This is a genomic window from Loktanella sp. M215 (genome assembly GCF_021735925.1).
GTDB lineage: Bacteria > Pseudomonadota > Alphaproteobacteria > Rhodobacterales > Rhodobacteraceae > Loktanella.
On the sequence record NZ_WMEA01000001.1, the window covers coordinates 3,937,457 to 3,954,849 of the forward strand.

Here is a 17,393-nt window from a genome sequence, read left to right on the forward strand (position 1 = left end):
AGGCCACACCCCATGACGACGCTGCCACCCCCGTCACAGGTCAAGCTCGGTCTCGTCATCGACCTCGACACCTGCGTCGGCTGCCATGCCTGCGTGGTCGCCTGCAAGGGCTGGAACACCCAAAGCGACCTCGGCGCGCCGCTCTCGGATCAGGACCCCTACGGGGCAGACCCGTCCGGCACCTTCCTCAACCGCGTCCACAGTTACGAGGTGACGCCGCCCACCGGCCCCACGCAAGCGGTGCATTTTCCGAAATCCTGCCTGCATTGTGAAGACGCCCCCTGCGTCACCGTCTGCCCCACCGGTGCCAGCTACAAGCGCGCCACCGACGGCATCGTGCTGGTGAACGAGGACGCCTGCATCGGCTGCGGCCTCTGCGCCTGGGCCTGCCCCTACGGTGCGCGCGAAATGGATTCCAGCGCCGGCGTGATGAAGAAATGCACCCTCTGCGTCGACCGCATCTACAACGAGGCGCTGCCCGAAATCGACCGCACCCCCGCCTGCGTGCGCACCTGTCCCGCCGGCGCGCGCCATTTTGGCGATCTGGGCGATCCGGACTCCGCCGTCAGCCAGTTGGTCGCGGACCGGGGCGGCTTCGATCTGATGCCAGAACAAGGCACGAAACCGGTCAACAAGTACCTGCCCCCCCGCCCCCGCGACCGCGATACCGCCGGCGACATCGACATACTCGCACCGCTCCTTGACACCGTCGCGACCGACGGCAAGGGGCTGGTCGCATGGCTCGACCGGACCCTGTCGAAATTGCCCGGGGCGCGCGGCTGATGCACCCGGCCCCCTCCGTCATCACATTCACCACCCTCTCCGGCCTCGGCTTCGGCTTGCTGTTCTGGCTCGGCCTCGGGCTGCCCGGCCCCACCGGCTGGGTCGCCGCGGCCTTCTTTGGCCTTGCCTTCGTGCTGGCGGTCGTCGGCCTGCTCGCCTCCACCTTCCACCTCGGCCATCCGGAGCGCGCGCATCTGGCCCTCACCCAATGGCGCACCAGCTGGCTGTCGCGCGAGGGGATCGCCGCGATCGCGACACTGCTGCTGGGGGGCATCTTCGCGCTTTTACGGGTCATAGAGATCGCAGCCGCCCCGCTGGGATGGCTGGTGTCGCTGGGATGCCTTGCCACGGTCTTTACCACCGCGATGATCTACACCCAGATGAAGACCGTGCCCCGCTGGCGCCACTGGACTACGCCGGCCGTGTTCCTGGGCCTGTCGTTGGCCGGCGGCGCGCTGCTGGCCAATCAGGGTCATGCCGCGTTGATCCTGCTCGCTATGACGGCAGTGCTGCAACTGGTGGCCTGGATCACCGGCGACAGGCGGCTGGCCGTATCCGGCACGACGCTGGCCACGGCCACGGGTCTGGGCGGGATCGGCAGCGTCAGGTCCTTCATGCCGCCACATACAGGATCGAACTATCTGCTGCGCGAATTCGTCCACGTAGTCGGACGGCGGCACGCGCTGCAACTGCGGGTCATCGGGTTGATCCTCGCCTGCGGCGTGCCAATCCCGCTGCTGGCCGCCGGGCTGACCCACATCACCGCATTGATCGCCGTCGTGGCGCACCTGCTGGGCGTGCTTTGTCTGCGCTGGCTGTTCTTTGCGCAGGCGGAACACGTCGTCGGCCTGTACTACGGCAAACGCTAGCCCGGGCGCGGTATCCGATTTTTCCGTGAAAAATCGGCTTGGGGCTCTGCCCCAAACCCCGGGATATTTTCAAAACAGAGAGGGGGGGCAGCGGCGCGTCAGTGGCGGATGCGGGCTTCCGTCTTGGGGTCGAAAAGGTAGACGCGCCGCGCCTCGATCGTGATGCCGACGCGGTCGCCGATGCGCGAGCGGTGATCGCCGCGCTCCTCGATCACCAGACGCTCTCCGGTGTCGCCCAGCAGATAGACGTAGGACACGCCGCCCAGGCTTTCGGTCAGGTCCACCGTGTGGGTGTCGCCGTCGGGATCGACGGTCAGATGTTCGGCGCGCATGCCGACCGTGACGGGGCCCGCGTGATGGCGCAGGTTCAGGTCGAACCGCGCCTTCATCCCCGCCACGATCAGCGTGCCGCCCTTGACGTCGCCGATCATGAAATTCATCGCGGGGCTGCCGATGAAGCCCGCGACGAACTTGTTGTCAGGGTCACGGTAGAGGTCCATCGGCGCGCCGACCTGTTCGATGGCACCCTTGCGCAGCACCACGATCTTGTCGGCCAGCGTCATCGCCTCGACCTGATCATGGGTGACGTAGATCATCGTCGCACCGATGTCCTTGTGCAGGCGGGCGATTTCGACCCGCATCTCTACCCGCAGTTCCGCGTCGAGGTTCGACAGCGGCTCGTCGAAGAGGAACACCTCTGGCCCCCGCACGATGGCCCGCCCGATGCTGACCCGCTGGCGCTGTCCGCCCGACAGGGCGGCGGGCTTGCGGTCGAGGTAGTCGTCCAGCTTCAGAATCCGGCTCGCCTCGGCCACCTTGGCCGCGATCTCGGTCTTTGGATGGCCGTTCATCTTGAGCCCGAAGCCCATGTTGTCCTTGACCGTCATATGCGGGTAAAGCGCATAGGTCTGGAACACCATCGCCACGCCACGCTCTGACGGATCAAGGCGCGTGACGTCCCGCGCGCCGATGGTGATCCGGCCCGCCGTCGTCTCCTCCAGCCCCGCGATCATGCGCAACAACGTGGACTTGCCGCAGCCCGAGGGGCCGACGAAGACGCAGAACTCTCCGTCCTTCACGTCAAGGTCGATGCCGTGGATCACCTCCACCTCGCCGTATTTCTTGACCACGTTCTGCAATGTGACGCCTGACATGGCCTATTCCCCCGCTATTGTTTTCCGTTGTGTCCCAAGATCGGGAAAGCTCCATTTCGCCGCATCGGCGGCGATCGCGGCCGCCGTGTCGCAGACCTGCGGTGCCAACCGGTCCAGCCCCGCCAGATCGGTCCGCGCCGTCGTGGCCGTGACCGACACCGCACCCAGCACGCGCCCCGTGGGCGTCAGCACTGGGGCCGCCACGCAAATGATACCCGCCTCGTGTTCTTCGCGGTCAAAACCGTAGCCGCGCGCGCGGATCGCCTGCAGCTCGCGCCGCAGGGCGGTGGCGGTGGTCAGCGTGCCGGGCTGGAAGCGGTGGAACGACTGCTGTGCTATGATCGCATCGGCGGCACCGCCCTCCAGATAGGCCAGCATGACCTTGCCGACGCCGGTGCAATAGGCCGGACCGACCTTGCCCGCCTGAGAGAACATCTGAACCGGACTGTCCGCGTTGCGCTTGTCCAGATAAAGCACCTGCGCGTGATCCAGCTGCGCCAGATGAACGGTTTCATGGGTCGCGGCGGAGAGATGCAGCAGATGCGGCCGCGCCACCTGCACCAGGCTCGACTGCGCCCAGGCCGCATGGGCCAGCCGCACCAGCCGCGCACCGGGGGCATAGGTCTGCCGGTCGGGATCGAAGGTCAGCATGTTCTGGCTGACCAAAGTTTGCAGCAGGCGGTAAAGCGTCGGTTTTGGAAAGGCAGAGTCCGCCAGCACGTCATTGAACCGCACCGGGCGGCCGAAACCGGCCACCTGATCCAGCACCTCCAGTGCCTTGCCGACGGTGCCGTCACCGCTGCCTGCCATGCGTCCCTCCCCCTGCACCCGATGCTGCGCTGCGGCGGATCGGGACTGTTGACAAGCCTAGGGGATTCGCGATTAGGTATCAATATACAAAACCGAGTTTCACATAATGAAACCAAAGAGACGCAATTCAGGGAGGAAACCAATGTTGCGCAAACCCCTCGGCACCGGTCTGGTGCTGTCCGTGGCCCTGCTGGGGGCGACATCCGCCATCGCCCAGCAGCGCGTTCTGACCTTCAATACCGACACGTCCGACCCCGCGCCCAAGGCCGCGTTCGAGGCGCTGATCGCCGATTTCGAGGCGGAGTATCCGGACATCGACGTGCAGACCAACCTGTTCGACCACGAAGGCTACAAAACCGCGATCCGCAACTTTCTGACCGCCGACAGCCCGGATCTGGCCAACTGGTACGCCGGCAACCGGATGAAGCCCTTTGTCGACGCAGGCCAGTTCGTGGATGTCTCCGACGTCTGGGCCGACAACGATCTGAACGCGCAACTCGCCTCGGCCGAGTCCGCCATGACCATCGACGGCAAGCAGTGGGGCGTGCCCTATACCTACTACCAGTGGGGCATGTATTATAACAAAGCGGTCTACGACCAGGTCGGCGCGAAGGTACCTGAAACCTATGAAGACTTCGTCGCCAACTGCAAACTCTTCAAGGATGCGGGCATCGACTGCCTGACCACCGGCACCTCTGCCATGTGGCCCGCCGCAGGCCTTTTCGACTATTTCGACCTGCGCACCAACGGCTACGACTTCCACATGCAACTGACGGCCGGAGAGATCCCCTGGACCGACGAGCGTGTGCGCAACACCTTTGCCGAGTGGAACAAGCTGGTCGAACCCGGCTACATCACCGCCAACGCCGCCGCCATCGACTGGCAGGACGCCGCAGCGCTGCTAAGCCAAGGCAAGGCCGCAAACTACGTCATGGGCAACTTTGCCGTGGCCACGTTCAAGGACGGCGGCATGACCGACGACACGCTGGGCTTCTTTCCGTTCCCGACGATCAACCCCGACGTCGCCCGCGCCGAGGATGCGCCGACCGACACCGTCCACATCCCCGCCGGTGCCAAGAACCCCGAGGACGCCAAGACCTTCCTCGCGTTCCTCGCGCGGCCGGACGTGCAGACCAAGCTGAACGCCGCGCTGGGTCAGCTTCCGGTCAACAACGAATCCACCGTGGACGAAGCCGATCCATTCCTCTCGCAAGGGTTCGAGATGCTCTCCACCGCTTCCGGCCTCGCGCAGTTCTTCGACCGTGATGCACCGGCCGAAATGGCGGCCAGCGGCATGGAAGGCTTTCAGGAGTTCATGGCCTATCCGGCCAACCTCGAGGACATCCTGAACCGCCTCGAAAGCGATCGTCAGCGGATCTACAAGTAACGCTGCCGGGGCGGGTTCAAATGGCCCGCCCCGCACCGACCGGGGGGAACACGATGACCATTGCCGTGCCAGAACCATCAGAGCCGCCGCGCCGGACGTGGTGGCAGTCGAACCAGCAGACCCTGACCCCGTGGCTGTTTCTGGCCCCCGGCATCTTCATGTTCGCGGTCTACGTGATCTGGCCGATCTTCGCCTCCTTCCAGTTCAGCTTCTATGACTGGGACGGCCTCTCCCCCAAGACATGGGTCGGCTGGGCCAACTACCAGGAGCTGTGGGGCGACCGGAACTTCATCATCTCGCTCAAGAACAACCTGATCTGGCTGGTTCTTTACATGCTGGCGGTGCCTGCGGGCCTTGGCATCGCGATCTTTCTGAACCAGACCGTGACCGGCATCCGGATCTACAAATCCCTGTTTTTCTTTCCCTTCGTGATCTCTCAGGTCGTCGTCGGCCTGATGTTCGCGTGGTTCTACGCGCCCAACTTCGGCCTGTTCTTCCTGCTGACCGAATGGCTCTTCGGCACCGGCACCGCTGTCCTCGCGAACCCCGAATACGCCACCTATGGCATCATCGTTGCGGGCCTCTGGCCGCAGATCGCCCATTGCATGATCCTGTACCTGACCGGCCTGAACAACGTGGCCCCCGACCAGATCGAGGCCGCGCGCCTCGACGGCGCCAAGGGCCTCAAGATGCTCTGGTATGTCGTGCTGCCGCAACTGCGGCCCGCCACCTTCATCGCCGTCGTCGTGACCGTGATCGGTGCGCTGCGCAGCTTCGACCTCGTGTCCATCATGACCAACGGCGGCCCCTTCGGGCAGACCCGCGTGCTGTCATTCTACATGTATGAAAAAGCGCTGAGCGAATATGGCTACCGCATGGGTTACGGTGCTGCCATCGCCGTCGTCCTGTTCCTCATCATGATGGTCTTCATCGCCGGCTTCGTCTGGAAGATGATCCGCGACGAAAAGGGGCACTGACCATGTTCCCCCGCCCCATCGCCCAGCGCGGCCCCGCCGCCCAGTGGACCTATTCCGCGCTGCTGCCCATCGCCCTGATCCTGTGGCTGCTGCCGCTGCTCGGCATCGCCATGACCTCGGTGAAACCCGCAGCCGACCTTGCGTCAGGCAACTACTTCGGCCTGCCGACGCACCTCGCGTTCGAGAATTACTGGACCGTCCTTTTTGATTTTGACCTCTGGAAATACATCCGCAATTCGTTTTACGTGACGATCCCCACGGTGATCGGCGCGGTCGCGCTGTCCTGCCTCACCGGCTTTGCGCTTGGCATCTACAAGTTCCGCGGCAACCTGCTGATCTTCTTCATGTTCGTCGCAGGCAACTTCGTGCCGTTCCAGATCCTGATGGTCCCGGTCCGCGACATGACCATCAACCTCGGCATCTACAACACGCCTTGGGCGTTGATCGTCTTCCACATCGCGTTCCAGACCGGCTTCTGCACGCTCTTCATGCGCAACTTCATCGCCGCCCTGCCGCGCGAGTTGATCGAGGCCGCCCGTGTCGAAGGCGTCGCAGAATGGCAGATCTTCTGGTACATCGTCCTGCCCCTGATGAAGCCCGCGATCGCCGCGCTGTCGGTGCTGGTCTTCACCTTCATCTGGAACGACTTCTTCTGGGCCACGGTCCTGACCACCAGCGCCGACACCCGCCCCGTCACCGCCGGCCTGTCGTCGCTGAACGGCCAGTGGGTCGCAGCATGGCACCTCGTCTCTGCCGGGTCCATCGTCGCGGCATTGCCCCCCGTGGCCATGTTCTTCCTGATGCAAAAGCACTTCATTGCCGGTCTGACCCTCGGCGCCGTAAAGTAAGCAAAATGACTCACTATCGTATCGACGCCCTGCGCCAGACCCTTGTGCTGGCCGCCCCCTCGGACGGGCTGCCGCATTGCACCTTCTGGGGCGCGCGCCTGCCCGATGGCGCCGATCTGGCGCAGGTCGCGGCGAGCGCCGCGCTGGACCTGACCGGCGGCATGCTGGACGCCAACCCCGAACTGACGCTCTGCCCGCAGACCGCAGCCGCCTTTCCGGGCCAGCCCGGTCTGGTGGTCCGCTCCCCCGATGGCACGCCCCTGCGCCCCGTCTTCACCAAGGCCGGCACCAAGCGCACCGACACCCTGTCGCTCGCCTACACCGACGAGGACCTCGGCCTCACCCTGACCTTCCGCTTTGCCGCCGACGCCGCGACCGGCATCATCACCGCCAGCACCACGCTGGACAGCGACACACCCGTCCTGTGCGACTGGCTCGCCGCCCCCGTCCTGCCCGGCCCGCAACTGGCCGACCAGATGATCGACTTCGCCGGCCGCTGGTGCGATGAATTCCAGCCCGTCACGACACCTTGGGCCACCGGTATCCGCGCCCGCGACAACCGCACCGGGCGCACCGGGCACGAACACTTCCCCGCGATCATCCTGCCCGCCCGCGGTTGCACCAATACGGGTGGAGAGGCGCACGCCCTGCACTACGGCTGGTCCGGCGGTCACCGCATGCTGGCCGAGGAATTGCCCGACGGCCGCCGCCAGATCCAGTTCGGCCACGCCACCGCCAGCGATCCCCTGCCCGGCACCCGGTTCGAGACTGCGCCGCTTTACGCAGCCTTCTCCGACACCGGCCTGAACGGCTGCGCTGTCAGCTTCCAGCGTCACCTGCGCGACCGCATCGTGACCTGGCCGCAGCCCGACACCCCCCGTCCAGTGCATTACAACTGTTGGGAGGCGATCTATTTCGACCACTCCCTCGCCGCCCTGACCGCCATCGCCGACCGCGCGGCCGCACTCGGGGCAGAGCGTTTCGTGCTGGACGACGGCTGGTTCAAAGGCCGCAACGACGACACCACATCGCTCGGCGACTGGACCATCGACGCCACCAAATGGCCCGACGGCCTGACCCCGCTGATCGACCACATCCACGGCCTCGGCATGACCTTCGGCCTCTGGTTCGAGCCGGAAATGGTCAACGCCGACAGCGACCTCGCCCGCGCGCACCCCGACTGGATCCTCGGCCCGACGACCCAGCCGCTGGGCCGCGGGCAGTATGTGCTGGACATGGCGAACGCCGATCTGCGCGATCACCTGTTCACTCAAATCACCACCACTCTTTCGACCCATGATATTGAATACATCAAATGGGACCACAATCGGGTCCTGCCGTACAACGACGCCGCCCAGACCCGCGGTACCTACGACCTGCTGAAACGCCTCCGCGACGCCCATCCGGAGGTGGAGATCGAATCCTGCTCCTCCGGCGGCGGTCGCATCGACTTCGGCATCATGGCGCATACCCAGCGAGTCTGGCTGTCCGACAGCAACGACGCCCTGTCGCGCCTGCGCATCCAGCACGACGCCGCCCTCTTCCTGCCATCCTGCGTCACGGGTTCCCACGTCGGCCCGCGCACCTGCCACACGACGGGCCGCATCCACTCCATCAGCTTCCGCGCCTGGGTCGCAGCCCAGCGCCACATGGGGTTCGAGATGGACCCCCGAGAGCTGACCGACGCCGAGGCAGCAACGCTCACGAAAGTCACCGCCTGGTACAAGGCCAACCGCGACTGGCTGCGCACCGCCGACATCCTGCGCCTCGACGCAGCCGATCCCGCGATCATCGCCGAACAGCAGCAGGCCGCCGACGGCACCCGCTTCGTCGTCTTCGCGGGCCACGCCGGCACCAGCACCCAGATCGCCCCGCGCCCCCTGCGCCTGACCGGCCTCGACCCCGCCGCCAGCTACACCATCGACCTCGCCAACCGCGAAGATATCTCCAGCCTTTCTCGCGGCACCCCGGCCCTGAAATCCGGCCCCCTGACCCTGACGGGACAAAGTTTGATGTCGCAAGGCATCGCCCTACCCTACGACCTTCCCGATTCAATGTGGATCATCGAAGGACACCGCGCATGACCGCCCATTTCCAAGACCTCGAAAACGCCCATGTCTTCATCACCGGCGGCGGGTCCGGCATCGGCGCCGCCTTGACCGAAGCCTTCCTGACCCAAAAGGCAAAGGTCAGCTTCGTCGGCCGCTCCGACTACAGCGACTTCGCGGACGATATGGCCGACAAGACCGGCACCAAGCCCCTCTTCCTCCAGTGCGACGTCACCGACACGCAGGCCCTGCACGCCGCCATGGACAAGGCTGTGGCCAACCAAGGCCCGCTCAAGGTCCAGATCAACAACGCCGCCGCGGACACCCGCATGGACCCCGCCGACATCACGGTGGACGATTGGGACAACCAGATCGCCGTCAACCTGCGCCACTACTTCTTTGCCTGCCAGAAGGCCGGCGCGCTGATGACCGACGGCGGGTCGATCATCAACTTCTCCTCCGCCAGCTACCAGATCGCGGGCGAACAGCTCGCCCCCTACATCTCATCCAACGCCGGCATCATCGGCCTGACCCGCTCCCTCGCCCGCGACTGGGGCCCGCGCGGAATCCGCGTCAACGCGATCTCGCCCGGTCTCGTGCTGACGAAAAAGCAGATCGAGGAGGTGCACACCGACGAAGACCTCGCCGACTTCCGCAAGCGCCAGTGCATCGACAAGAACCTCTACCCCGAAGATGTTCCGGGCACCGCCCTCTTCCTCGCCTCCGACCTGTCGCGGATGATGACGGCGCAATGCCTCTTCATCGACGGCGGACTGGCGTTCACAGGATGAGCATCTCTGCCGCCATATGGATCGCCGCCGACTGGGGCACCACCAACCTGCGGGTCTGGGCCATGTCCGCCAGCGGCACCGTGCTGGCGGCGGCCACCTCCGACGACGGCATGGGATCATTGACGTGCGACGCCTATCCCGCCGCCCTCGACCGGGTGACGGCGGACTGGCCCCACGTGCCGGTCATCGCCTGCGGCATGGTCGGGTCCCGCCAGGGCTGGGCCGAGGCCGCCTATGCCGCCGTCCCCTGCCCACCCCTCTCCAACCAGCTCACTCTCGCGGGCGACCGCACCCACATCATTCCCGGCCTGAAACAGACCAGCCCCGCCGACGTGATGCGCGGCGAGGAAACCCAGATTGCGGGCTTCCTCGCCCTCAACCCCAACTGGGACGGCGTCATCTGCCTGCCCGGCACCCATACCAAGTGGGTCCACGTCAGCGCGGGCGAGGTCATCAGCTTTCAGACCGTGATGACCGGCGACCTCTTCGCCGCGATCACCGGTCACACGGTCCTGCGCCATTCGACAGCGACAGGGTGGGACGACGCCGGTTTCGGAAAGGGCGTCGACGACGCCATCTCCCGCCCCGAGAAACTCGCCGCCCGCCTGTTTTCCCTGCGTGCCGAGGGGCTGCTCGACGCCCTCCCCGACGCCGTCGCCCGCGCCCGCCTGTCCGGCCTGCTCATCGGGGCAGAGCTTGCGGCGACGAAACCCTACTGGCTGGGCCAACAGATCGCCGTGATCGGCGCAGGCACGCTCGCAGGACTTTACGTCACGGCCCTCGCGGCGCAATCTGCCCCTGCGACACAGGTAAATGCAGACCGCGCCACCCTCGCGGGCCTGACCGCCGCATATCGCATCTGGAAGGACCGGACATGACCCGCCCCATCATCGCCATCCTGCGCGGCGTCACCCCCGACGACGCCGTCGCCGTGGCCGCCGCCTGCATCGACGCCGGCATCACAAGGATCGAGGTGCCCCTGAACTCGCCGCAGCCCTTCGACAGCATCCGCCGCATGGCCGACGCCCACCGCGACATCGCGGAAATCGGCGCTGGCACCGTGTTGACCCCCGACGACGTGAACCGCGTGCGCGACGCAGGCGGCACCTTGATCGTGTCCCCCAACTGCGACGCCCGCGTCATCATGGCGACCAAGGCCGCCGGTATGGCCAGCTGGCCCGGCGTGATGACCCCCACCGAATGCTTCGCCGCCCTCAAGGCCGGCGCCGACGGCCTGAAAATCTTCCCCGCGTCCCTCATCGGTCCCGCCGGCATCAAGGCGATGCGCGCCGTCCTGCCCGCCGACTGCCCGGTCTATGCCGTGGGCGGTGCGGGCCCCGACAACTTCGCCGACTGGATTGCGGCGGGGGCTTCCGGCTTTGGCATCGGCACCGCCCTCTACACGCCCGGCCTCACAGCCGGACAGGTCGCCAGCCGCGCGAAAACAATCGTGACGGCCTATGAGGAGGCCACCGCATGATCTTCGACGACACCCCCTGCATCTTGGGCGAAGGCCCGCTCTGGCACCCCGAACGCGACCAGCTCTTCTGGTTCGACATCATCAACCACCGGATGCACACCAAGGGCCAGCACTGGGACTTCCCCGGCCACGTCTCGGCCGCCGGCTGGGTCGATTACGAAACCCTGCTCGTGGCCTCCGACATCGCGCTGCACCGCTTCGACATCGCCTCGGGCGATCACGTCCAGATCATGGACCTGGAACACGATCTCGCGGGCACCCGGTCCAACGACGGCCGCGCCGACCCGCAGGGTGGGTTCTGGATCGGGACCATGGGACTGGGTGCAGAGGCCGGTCACGGCAGCATCTGGCGCTTCTACCGAGGCGCGCTGCGCAAGATCTACGCCGACCTCGCGATCAGCAATTCCATATGCTTCGCCCCCGACGGACAGACCGCCTATTTCACCGATACGCCGACCCAGCAGATCATGCGCGTCATCCTCGACCCAGAGGGGTGGCCCACCGGCACACCGCAGGTCCACATCGACCTGACCGGCACCGACTTCTATCCCGACGGGTCCGTCGTGGATGCCGCCGGAAACCTGTTCAACGCGCAATGGGGCGTCGGCCGCATCGCCGCCTACGATCCGCAAGGCCAGTTCATCACGGCCTTCGACCTGCCCGCCCGCCACACCTCCTGTCCCGCCTTCGGCGGCGCGGACCTGTCCACGCTCTACGTCACGACCGCACGGCAGGAGATTGACAATCCCGACCCTGCACAGGGCCTGACCTACAAGATTGCGACCCCCTACACCGGCCAACGCGAACACCGCGTCATTCTCTGACCCTGTCCTCGCTTTTTTCTTAAATACTCAAAAAGGCCCACCATGCCCCGCACGCTCGGCGTCTGTTATTATCCTGAACACTGGCCAGACTCCCAATGGGCGACCGACGCCGCCCAGATGCGCGCCACCGGCCTCACCTGGGTCCGGATCGGCGAATTCGCCTGGTCCCTGATGGAACCCAACCCCGGCATCTACGACTGGGACTGGCTCGACCGCGCCGTGCAGACGCTGGGCGACGCGGGGCTGAAGGTCGTCATGGGCACACCCACTGCCACGCCACCGCGCTGGCTGGTGGACTCCATGCCGGACATGCTGCCCGTCGACGCGCAGGGCCGCACCCGCGGTTTTGGCTCGCGCCGGCACTACGACTTCAGCCACATGGGCTACCGCGAGGCATGCCGCCGCATCGCCCGCGCGATGGGCGAGCGCTATGGCCGCAACGCTCACGTCGCCGCCTGGCAGATCGACAACGAATACGATTGCCACGACACGACGCTCAGCTATTCCGACGCCGCCCGCACCGGGTTCCGCAACTGGCTGGCGCAGAAATACCAAAGCCCGGACGCCCTGAACCGCGCATGGGGCAACGTGTTCTGGTCGATGCAATATGACAGCTTCGACCAGATCGACCTGCCCAACCTGACCGTCACCGAACCCAACCCCGCGCACGTCATGGACTTCCGCCGCTATTCATCGGATCAGGTCGTGGCCTTCAACCGCGTGCAGGTCGAGGCGCTGCGCCCCCTCACCGACGCGCCCCTGATCCACAACTACATGGGTCGGACCCTGACCTTCGATCACTACGCCGTCGGCGCCGACCTCGATATCGCGTCCTGGGACTCTTACCCGATCGGCTTCCTGTCCGACCGGATCGAGGGCAGCAAGAAAGATAAACAGGCCTTCCTGCGTCAGGGCCACCCGGACAATCAGGCCTTCCACCACGACCTCTATCGCGCCGTGGGCAAGGGGCGGCTCTGGGTCATGGAACAGCAACCAGGCCCGGTGAACTGGGCGCCCTACAACCCGGCCCCCCTGCCCGGCATGGCTCGCCTCTGGGCGTGGGAGGCGTTTGCCCACGGTGCCGAGGCCGTCTGCTACTTCCGCTGGCGGCAGGCGCCCTTCGCGCAGGAGCAGATGCACGCAGGCCTCTTGCGCCCCGACAGCCAGCCGGCCCCGGCACTGGCCGAGGCGGCGCAGGTCGCGGATGAGATCGCGCAGATGCCCGACCTCGATCAGGCCACCGGCACTGTCGCGCTGATCTTCGACTACGAATCCGCCTGGGCCTGGGACACCCAGCCGCAGGGCGCGGATTTCGAGATGTTCCGCCTTGCCTTTGCCGCCTACCGCGCCCTGCGCCGTGCGGGCCTCAGCATCGACATCCTGCCGCCCGACACCGGTGATCTGTCCGCTTACAAACTGGTGCTCGCCCCCGGCCTGATGACCCTGTCCGACCCGCTGCGCGCGGCCCTCGCCACCTATCAGGGCATCGCGCTGATCGGCCCCCGCAGCGACCTCAAGTCCCGCGACATGGCGATCCCGCTACCGATGGGACCTCACCTGCCCGATACCGACGTCACCGTCACCCTGACCGAAAGCCTGCCGCCCTCCGAAAAGATCAAGCTGCAGGGCGGCGGCGCCTTCCGCCACTGGTTCGAGCATCTGGACGGCACCGCACCCGTCCATCTGTCGACGCGCGACGGCCGCCCTGCCATCATGGGCGGCGATCACCTGCGCTACCTCGCCGGCTGGCCGGACGACGCGACCTTTGACGGGATCGTCGGCGGCCTCTGCGATGCTGCCGGGATTGCCACGTTGCAACTTCCCGCAGGGCTGCGGGTGCGCGACACTTCGACGATGCGTTTCCTGTTCAACTATGGCACTAAGCCCATCGACTGGAACGGCACCACGATTCCCGCGGCCGGCGTTCACTGGGAGGCACGATCATGATCTCGCACTTCGGCACCACGGCCGCTGGCCACGACATCGACAGCATCAGGCTGCACGCGGGCGATCTGTCCGTGACGATCCTGACCTGGGGCTGCGTGATCCAGGATCTGCGGCTGGCGGGGATCGATTATGCCCTGACGCCGGGATCCGATCACATCAGCGACTACGAAGGTGACATGCGTTACCACGGGTCGGTCATCGGGCCGATCGTGAACCGGATCAGCACCGGCCGGGTTGCCGTCGACGGCATGATGTATGAACTGGAACGGAACCTGAAGAACCGCATCCACCTGCACTCCGGCAGCCGGGCCACGCACCTGCGCCCGTGGAAGATCAAGGAATCATCCTCCGACCGCGTCACGCTGACCCTGCATCTGCCCGACGGCGACGCAGGGCTGCCCGGTGACCGGCACATCCGCGTCGTCTATACCGTCATCGCCCCCGCCACCCTGACGATGGAGATCACGGGCACAACCGACCAGCCGACCCTGATGAACTTTGCCAATCACGCCTACTGGAACCTCGACGGCACCCCGACGTGGGAAGGTCACACCCTGCGCGTCGCCGCCGATCGCTATCTGCCCGCGACCGAGGATTTCTGCCCCACCGGCGAGATTGCCGACCTCACCGGCACCGACATGGATTTCCGCAAGACCCGCAGCATTGCGCCCGGACAGCCGGATCTGGACAACAACTACTGTTTGTCGGACGGTCCGGTGGCGCTGCGCGATGTGTTGTGGCTGACCGGCCAGTCGGGGACCACGCTGACCATGGCGACGGATCAGCCGGGCATGCAGCTGTTCGACGGGCGCCATCTGGTCGGGCCGCGCAAGACCCCCTATGAGGCACTGGCCTTCGAGGCGCAGGGCTGGCCCGACGCGCCGACCCATCCGGATTTCCCGTCGATCCGCGTGACCGAGGCCGCCCCCTACCGCCAGTTCACCACCTTTACCTTCGGTCGGTCCATTTGACATAATATGTCTCGCACGCGAAACATTTGGGGCCGACAAGGCCAGAATGTCCCTCACGTGCACGTCACGACATTCACTCACGCCGCCGGGGATGGCAGGCGTCGCCGCCGATTCCAGCAGCCCGGATTGCACCGGGACTGCTTTGGCGCGCTGATCCAGACCTGTGGGTCAGATCCCGGATGAACCAAGGATCGCGCCAAACTTGTCCCCCTGCCCCACATGGGTCCTGAACCCAAGGCGCCGGATCATCGTGCCGCACTCACCCGGAACCAGCACCCCGGCGCCATCAGGGTCCGTATCGCGGACGAGCAGGACAGGACGGCACCGCACTGAAACCCGCTGATAGGTCGTGATCTAGATTAGCCTGAATGATGTCCGATGTCATATCATCGCGCTTTGAAGTTGATTAGGAACCCGTCAGGCTGACATTGAACGGTGCCATCGCAACGGACCGAAAGCCAACCTTGACCGCCATCAACGCGTGTGAAGTTGAGGTCTTTGACGACCTGCCAGTTTCGGCAAATGCCAAAAGGCCTGAAGCAGGCAGCTGAGTCGTTGGGGTGGATGATCGCTGTCGCGATCCCGCAAGGCGCTGCTGGTCAGTCCTGCATGGCGCAGCCGGTGACATGTCAGGATGGATGCAACACCATTTTGAGGCGCGCCTGATTGACCGTCGCCCTCTCCGACAGAACGTTAACTTCCGCGATAGGTGGAATAGCCGTAGGGCGACAGCAGCAGCGGCACATGGTAGTGCGCCGCTGGATCGCTGATGCCGAACCGGATCGGCACGACATCCAGAAACAGCGGTGCGTCACCCTCCTGCGCCGTGGCCCGCAGGTAATCGCCGGCGTGGAAGGTCAGCTCGTACGTGCCGATGGCAAAATCGGGCTGCGGCAGGATCGGCGCATCGGTCCGGCCATCGGCGTTCGTCGTCATGCGGACCAGCTCCTCGCGGCCGTCACCCGCGATCCGCGCCAGCACGATCACCAGGCCCGCCGCAGGGCAGCCGCGCGCGGTATCAAGGACATGGGTCGTCAGAAATCCTGTCGTCACGGCGCGTTCTCCTGCCTTGGCCCGGTCCGGTTCCTTGTCGCCGTCCCGGCGCGTCAGGTCCAGCGCCGGCTTTGCAGTTGGTGCGATTCTTTCCCGCTTTTCGCGATTTGCCCCCGAAACCGACCGGCGTCCCGCAGCTGTCCCGACGTTCGCGCAAATTTGCGTTTGACACTCCTGCCACGCCCGCTTATCGGATGCGCCGTGGCAAGGCGCGGTAGCTCAGTTGGTTAGAGCGATCGACTCATAATCGATAGGTCGGGAGTTCAAGTCTCCCCCACGCCACCACCCTGTCCTCCCGAACATGTCTGTCGAAGGATCATCTGCAGGGCGTCGCGTTGCGATGATCTGCGGCGGACCTCCCGCGTCTGCATCATCCCGGTCGCGGCATCTGCAGACCCGTCAGCCGGCGGTCGGCGTGCGGCGGGTGCTGGCGCGGGCAATCACCTCGAACCCAAGGTCGACGACCCGCGGCGTGCCGTCCTTGGTGCCTGCGATCCGGCTGACCTTCTGCACCGCAAGGCGGCCCATCTCGAACCGGTTGGTCTTGACGCTGGTGATTCCCGGCTCTGTCGCGCCCACCGCCTCGAGGTTGTTGAAACCGCAAATGCCCAGCCGGTGCGGCACCGACAGGCCAAGGCGTTGCGCCTCGAACAGGGCGCCGATGGCGAGGTCGTCGTTGTTGCAGAAGACGCAGTCGGTGTCGGGACGGCGCGCCATCAGGTCGCGCAACAGCTGTCCGCCGACGGCAAAGCCGGACGGGGCGTCCGTGCGCTGGATACGGTCCGGTTCAGGGTGGCCCGCAGCGCGCAACCCGTCGCTGAATCCCGCCATCCGCCGGATCGTGCGCGGATCAAGCTGTGCCGCCAGCGCCGCGGGATGCCGGTATCCCATGTCCAGCAGGTGGGCTGCGGCCGCCGCGGCGGCATTGGCGTGGGAAAACCCGACCATCATGTCGATGGGGTCGTCGCACAGGTCCATGATTTGCACCAACGGCACCTGCACACCTTCCAGCATCCGGCGGCTGGCGTCGGTCTGGTCGATGCCGGACACGATGATGCCGCTGGGCCGCTGGTTGAGAATCAGGCGCAGGGCATCTTCCTCGCGCTGGGCCGAATAGCCGGTGTTCACCAGTTGCAGCGTCAGCCCCAGATCGTCCGCCACGGAAAAGGCACCGCTAAGGACGTCGGCAAACACCGCGTTCGTGACCGAGGGGATCAGCACAGCGAGGAATCCGCTGTGACCGGTGGCCAACGCCCGGGCGGCGGAATTGGGGGTGTAGTTCAGCGAGGCCGCGGCGGCACGGACCTTTTCGCGTGTCGCTTCCGTGACTTGCGGAGAGTTCCTGATCGCGCGCGACGCGGTGATCGGGCTTACGCCCGCCAGTCTGGCCACGTCGGAAAGGGTCGCATTCGCCATTGTCATCCTCTTGCCTCAGACATGTATTGACAAAT

16 protein-coding genes and 1 tRNA gene are annotated in these 17,393 nt (G+C 65.7%); 13 read left to right on the forward strand and 4 right to left on the reverse strand.

Translation table 11 applies throughout. The annotated features are described in order from the left end of the window. The first annotated feature begins 12 nt into the window (after positions 1-12). Complete coding sequence (locus GLR48_RS19325) at positions 13-783, forward strand: 4Fe-4S dicluster domain-containing protein (RefSeq protein ID WP_237064069.1); 771 nt, start codon at positions 13-15, stop codon at positions 781-783. Further along, entirely contained in the window at positions 783-1,652 is an 870-nt protein-coding gene (locus tag GLR48_RS19330; RefSeq protein ID WP_237064606.1) for a dimethyl sulfoxide reductase anchor subunit family protein, read from the forward strand. The genes GLR48_RS19325 and GLR48_RS19330 overlap by 1 nt, the downstream gene beginning before the upstream one ends. A 98-nt stretch (positions 1,653-1,750) precedes the next feature. Here GLR48_RS19330 and GLR48_RS19335 read toward each other — a convergent pair whose 3' ends face one another. Next, positions 1,751-2,806 (reverse strand): ABC transporter ATP-binding protein, encoded by a 1,056-nt coding sequence (locus GLR48_RS19335; RefSeq protein ID WP_237064071.1) that lies wholly within the window; start codon positions 2,804-2,806, stop codon positions 1,751-1,753. Positions 2,807-2,809: 3 nt separating this feature from the next. Further along, on the reverse strand, positions 2,810-3,616 hold the full coding sequence (locus tag GLR48_RS19340) for an IclR family transcriptional regulator (protein ID WP_237064073.1): 807 nt from the start codon (positions 3,614-3,616) through the stop codon (positions 2,810-2,812). Positions 3,617-3,758: 142 nt separating this feature from the next. On the opposite strand from GLR48_RS19340, the gene GLR48_RS19345 reads away from it, so the two are divergent. The 10 genes from GLR48_RS19345 to GLR48_RS19390 are packed head-to-tail and all read left to right on the forward strand — an operon-like array spanning position 3,759 to position 14,889. After that, the gene (locus GLR48_RS19345) at positions 3,759-5,003 is read left to right on the forward strand and encodes an ABC transporter substrate-binding protein (RefSeq protein ID WP_237064075.1); all 1,245 of its coding nucleotides are present in this window, start codon (positions 3,759-3,761) and stop codon (positions 5,001-5,003) included. A 53-nt stretch (positions 5,004-5,056) separates the two neighbouring features. Beyond that, positions 5,057-5,980 (forward strand): carbohydrate ABC transporter permease, encoded by a 924-nt coding sequence (locus GLR48_RS19350; RefSeq protein WP_237064077.1) that lies wholly within the window; start codon positions 5,057-5,059, stop codon positions 5,978-5,980. A 2-nt stretch (positions 5,981-5,982) separates the two neighbouring features. Further along, the gene (locus GLR48_RS19355; RefSeq protein WP_237064086.1) at positions 5,983-6,828 is read left to right on the forward strand and encodes a carbohydrate ABC transporter permease; all 846 of its coding nucleotides are present in this window, start codon (positions 5,983-5,985) and stop codon (positions 6,826-6,828) included. Between the two features lie 5 nt (positions 6,829-6,833). Further along, on the forward strand, positions 6,834-8,912 hold the full coding sequence (locus GLR48_RS19360; protein WP_237064099.1) for an alpha-galactosidase: 2,079 nt from the start codon (positions 6,834-6,836) through the stop codon (positions 8,910-8,912). Beyond that, positions 8,909-9,667: an SDR family NAD(P)-dependent oxidoreductase gene (locus GLR48_RS19365; protein ID WP_237064101.1), complete on the forward strand. Its 759-nt coding sequence runs from the start codon at positions 8,909-8,911 to the stop codon at positions 9,665-9,667. Before GLR48_RS19360 ends, GLR48_RS19365 begins: the two co-directional genes overlap by 4 nt. Then, a complete protein-coding gene (locus GLR48_RS19370; protein ID WP_272911435.1) occupies positions 9,664-10,545 on the forward strand; it encodes a 2-dehydro-3-deoxygalactonokinase in 882 nt (293 codons plus the stop codon). The genes GLR48_RS19365 and GLR48_RS19370 overlap by 4 nt, the downstream gene beginning before the upstream one ends. Beyond that, a complete protein-coding gene (locus GLR48_RS19375; protein ID WP_237064103.1) occupies positions 10,542-11,147 on the forward strand; it encodes a 2-dehydro-3-deoxy-6-phosphogalactonate aldolase in 606 nt (201 codons plus the stop codon). The genes GLR48_RS19370 and GLR48_RS19375 overlap by 4 nt, the downstream gene beginning before the upstream one ends. Then, positions 11,144-11,971: an SMP-30/gluconolactonase/LRE family protein gene (locus GLR48_RS19380; protein ID WP_237064105.1), complete on the forward strand. Its 828-nt coding sequence runs from the start codon at positions 11,144-11,146 to the stop codon at positions 11,969-11,971. Before GLR48_RS19375 ends, GLR48_RS19380 begins: the two co-directional genes overlap by 4 nt. A 42-nt stretch (positions 11,972-12,013) precedes the next feature. Beyond that, the gene (locus tag GLR48_RS19385) at positions 12,014-13,918 is read left to right on the forward strand and encodes a beta-galactosidase (protein ID WP_237064107.1); all 1,905 of its coding nucleotides are present in this window, start codon (positions 12,014-12,016) and stop codon (positions 13,916-13,918) included. Beyond that, positions 13,915-14,889 carry an aldose epimerase family protein gene (locus GLR48_RS19390; protein WP_237064114.1) on the forward strand — a complete coding sequence of 325 codons (975 nt, stop codon included), beginning with the start codon at positions 13,915-13,917 and terminating at the stop codon, positions 14,887-14,889. Before GLR48_RS19385 ends, GLR48_RS19390 begins: the two co-directional genes overlap by 4 nt. 693 nt (positions 14,890-15,582) lie before the next feature. Here the strand turns inward: GLR48_RS19390 and uraH are convergent. Further along, complete coding sequence (gene uraH, locus GLR48_RS19395) at positions 15,583-15,942, reverse strand: hydroxyisourate hydrolase (protein ID WP_237064115.1); 360 nt, start codon at positions 15,940-15,942, stop codon at positions 15,583-15,585. A 208-nt stretch (positions 15,943-16,150) separates the two neighbouring features. On the opposite strand from uraH, the gene GLR48_RS19400 reads away from it, so the two are divergent. Beyond that, a tRNA-Met gene (locus GLR48_RS19400) sits at positions 16,151-16,227 on the forward strand. A gap of 114 nt (positions 16,228-16,341) precedes the next feature. On the opposite strand, the gene GLR48_RS19405 is transcribed toward GLR48_RS19400, so the two are convergent. Further along, complete coding sequence (locus GLR48_RS19405) at positions 16,342-17,358, reverse strand: LacI family DNA-binding transcriptional regulator (protein WP_237064116.1); 1,017 nt, start codon at positions 17,356-17,358, stop codon at positions 16,342-16,344. Between the last annotated feature and the right edge of the window lie 35 nt (positions 17,359-17,393).